The sequence below is a fragment of the Pseudonocardia sp. Ae505_Ps2 genome (assembly GCF_001932425.1).
Classification (GTDB): domain Bacteria; phylum Actinomycetota; class Actinomycetes; order Mycobacteriales; family Pseudonocardiaceae; genus Pseudonocardia.
The window spans coordinates 1-1,958 of sequence record NZ_MCIP01000011.1 but is presented as its reverse complement, the minus strand read 5'-3'; the positions used below and the strand labels follow the sequence as shown (position 1 = coordinate 1,958).

General features: G+C 70.0%; 4 protein-coding genes. 1 reads left to right on the top strand and 3 read right to left on the bottom strand.

Annotated elements, in window-relative coordinates; genetic code table 11:
- Together Ae505Ps2_RS32955 and Ae505Ps2_RS29895 are read right to left on the bottom strand one after the other, a co-directional pair.
- On the bottom strand, positions 1 to 217 hold a 217-nt coding region (locus tag Ae505Ps2_RS32955), incomplete at its 3' end, for a hypothetical protein (RefSeq protein WP_212567749.1).
- A 1-nt stretch (position 218) separates the two neighbouring features.
- Positions 219 to 623 carry a hypothetical protein gene (locus Ae505Ps2_RS29895; RefSeq protein ID WP_075554438.1) on the bottom strand — a complete coding sequence of 135 codons (405 nt, stop codon included), beginning with the start codon at positions 621 to 623 and terminating at the stop codon, positions 219 to 221.
- Positions 624 to 753: 130 nt separating this feature from the next.
- Here Ae505Ps2_RS29895 and Ae505Ps2_RS29890 point away from each other — a divergent pair, with 130 nt between their 5' ends.
- Positions 754 to 1,023, top strand: coding sequence for a hypothetical protein (locus tag Ae505Ps2_RS29890; protein WP_075313538.1), 270 nt, complete (start codon positions 754 to 756; stop codon positions 1,021 to 1,023).
- A gap of 672 nt (positions 1,024 to 1,695) precedes the next feature.
- Here Ae505Ps2_RS29890 and Ae505Ps2_RS29885 read toward each other — a convergent pair.
- A partial coding sequence (locus Ae505Ps2_RS29885; protein ID WP_212567748.1) for a hypothetical protein occupies positions 1,696 to 1,958 on the bottom strand: 263 nt, incomplete at its 5' end.

Sequence of the window (1,958 nt, the reverse complement as noted above, 5' to 3'; positions counted from 1 at the left end):
GATCGGCAACCAGCTGACCAGGCAGGAGCTTGATCGTCAGCACCGTCGGCGGGCCCAGGACGATGTCGACCAGCTGCGGCACGACAACCGTCGCGCCGGAGACGGTGTCGACCCGGCAGCACAGCCCGGCGCCCTCGCACGCCTGCCGCCACGACCACCACAGGCCATCGGCCTCACGCTCATCGACCGCCCGATCCCTCCTCGCCCAGAGGCCCATGTCAGGCCGCCTCGCCCTCAGGCTTACGACCACGCCCGACCTGCCCACGAATACCGTCCGCCGACCAGCGCGGCGGGGTGAGCTGACCGGTCTTGCGCTGCACATAGCCGGGAGTCATCACCAGGCCGTCGAAGTGCAGCGGCTGACCGAGCGAGCCCACCGCCGGGCGGTCGTGGGAGGCGATCAGGATCTCGACGACAGCGCTCTTGTCCCGCTCGTCGTCCTGGTCGGCCGGGGTCAGGGCCTCGACCCGCCACAGGCCGCGGCCGTGCTCGTCGGTGTCCTGGCGGCCCTGCGGGTCCGGGCGGCGCGAGCCGTCAGACAACTCGACCCACTTCGCCACCGGCGTCACAGTGCCGGTGCTGATCAGGGTCACGCGGTCGGTGTCGATCGGATAGCTACGCACGTCCTCCGCCTCTCGTCGCCATTCTTGCCCACCATTAGCACAAGACTAGCACGACTTGCGTCCCACTCATAGGACACGGAGATGCGAGACAATGCCTAGCATGAGACACCAAGAGCGAGAGGACCCTGTCATGACCAGCGCCCAGCGGGAGGCCCTAGACGAGCTCATCCCTCCCTCTCAGCAGACCGGCGACCTCCGCGCCGACCTCATCACCGCCGCCCAGGAGACGTGGCGCCGGCGCGGCCGAAATTCGATGCTCGGCGGACTCGTCCTGCACGCCCTCTACGAGGACGCCCAGTCCTGGCGCACCGTCGAGTACCTGACCGGCATCCCTCGGATGACCGCTCGGCGGTGGGCCACGCCCCCACAAAAAGCAGAGCCCGACGCCCAGGACCAATGACACCCGCCGGTCCACTGCACGCCTCCGGCGGCCACTGCGTGGTGCACCTCCGCTCCCGCAGCAGCCGAGAAAGGCGTGCGGTTTTCAGGGGTGGCGGGTGGCGTGAGGCTCCGGGTGGGGCTGCGCTCACGTCGGCCCCGGAGGGCAGCACGGCCGCTGCAGGGCCCGCAAGCCTGGGCAGCACGGCCGCCGGTGCCCCCTGAGCGGTTGCGGGCCCTGCAGCGGCCGTGCAGGCGCAAGCGCGCCGACGTGACCGCAGCCCCACCCTCCAAGGCCAGCCCTGTCGAGGAGCTGGCACCGCAGCAGCCCGTACGCGTGGCTGAGTCGGCCCCTGCGCCCATCGACAACCCCGCCAAAGGTGGAGGACACCCGCCAGGGCGGTCCGAAGCGGCAGGGACGCTCTCAGCGCTCCGCGCACGGCGATCAAGGCCGAGCGACTTGTCAATGAGTCATTGACAAGTCGCTCACCGACCGGCGGTCGCCGACACCGTTCGCGACAGGACCTCCAGAACCACAGGACCTCCAGAACCACAGGACCTATGCATCCACTGATGATCTTCGGCCGGGCGCGGGTCTCGTGCCCGGTGTCGTCCTATCGACGACGCGGGTGTCGGTGCCGCCTGCGGCGGAGCGAGTTAGGCGTTTTCCTAAGGAAAACGACTCCCGGCAAGGTCAGCCGTCGGCGCCGGGTGCGACGCCGGGGCGGCGAGTGTCGGTGAGGCCGGTGGGTAGCCACCACTCGACGCCGAGGTCGTCGAGCCAGACTCGTGCGGCGTCGGCGCCGTCGCGCTCGGTGATGTGGAGCAGCTCGGCCGCACGGGGCTCAACGATCTTCCAGGAATGCGGGGGGATCACCGCGACGGGCTCGCCCTCCAGGTCCTCGGCGACGATGTCCTCGTCGGTCTGCTCGGGCTCCATGTCGACTCCGGTGCGCA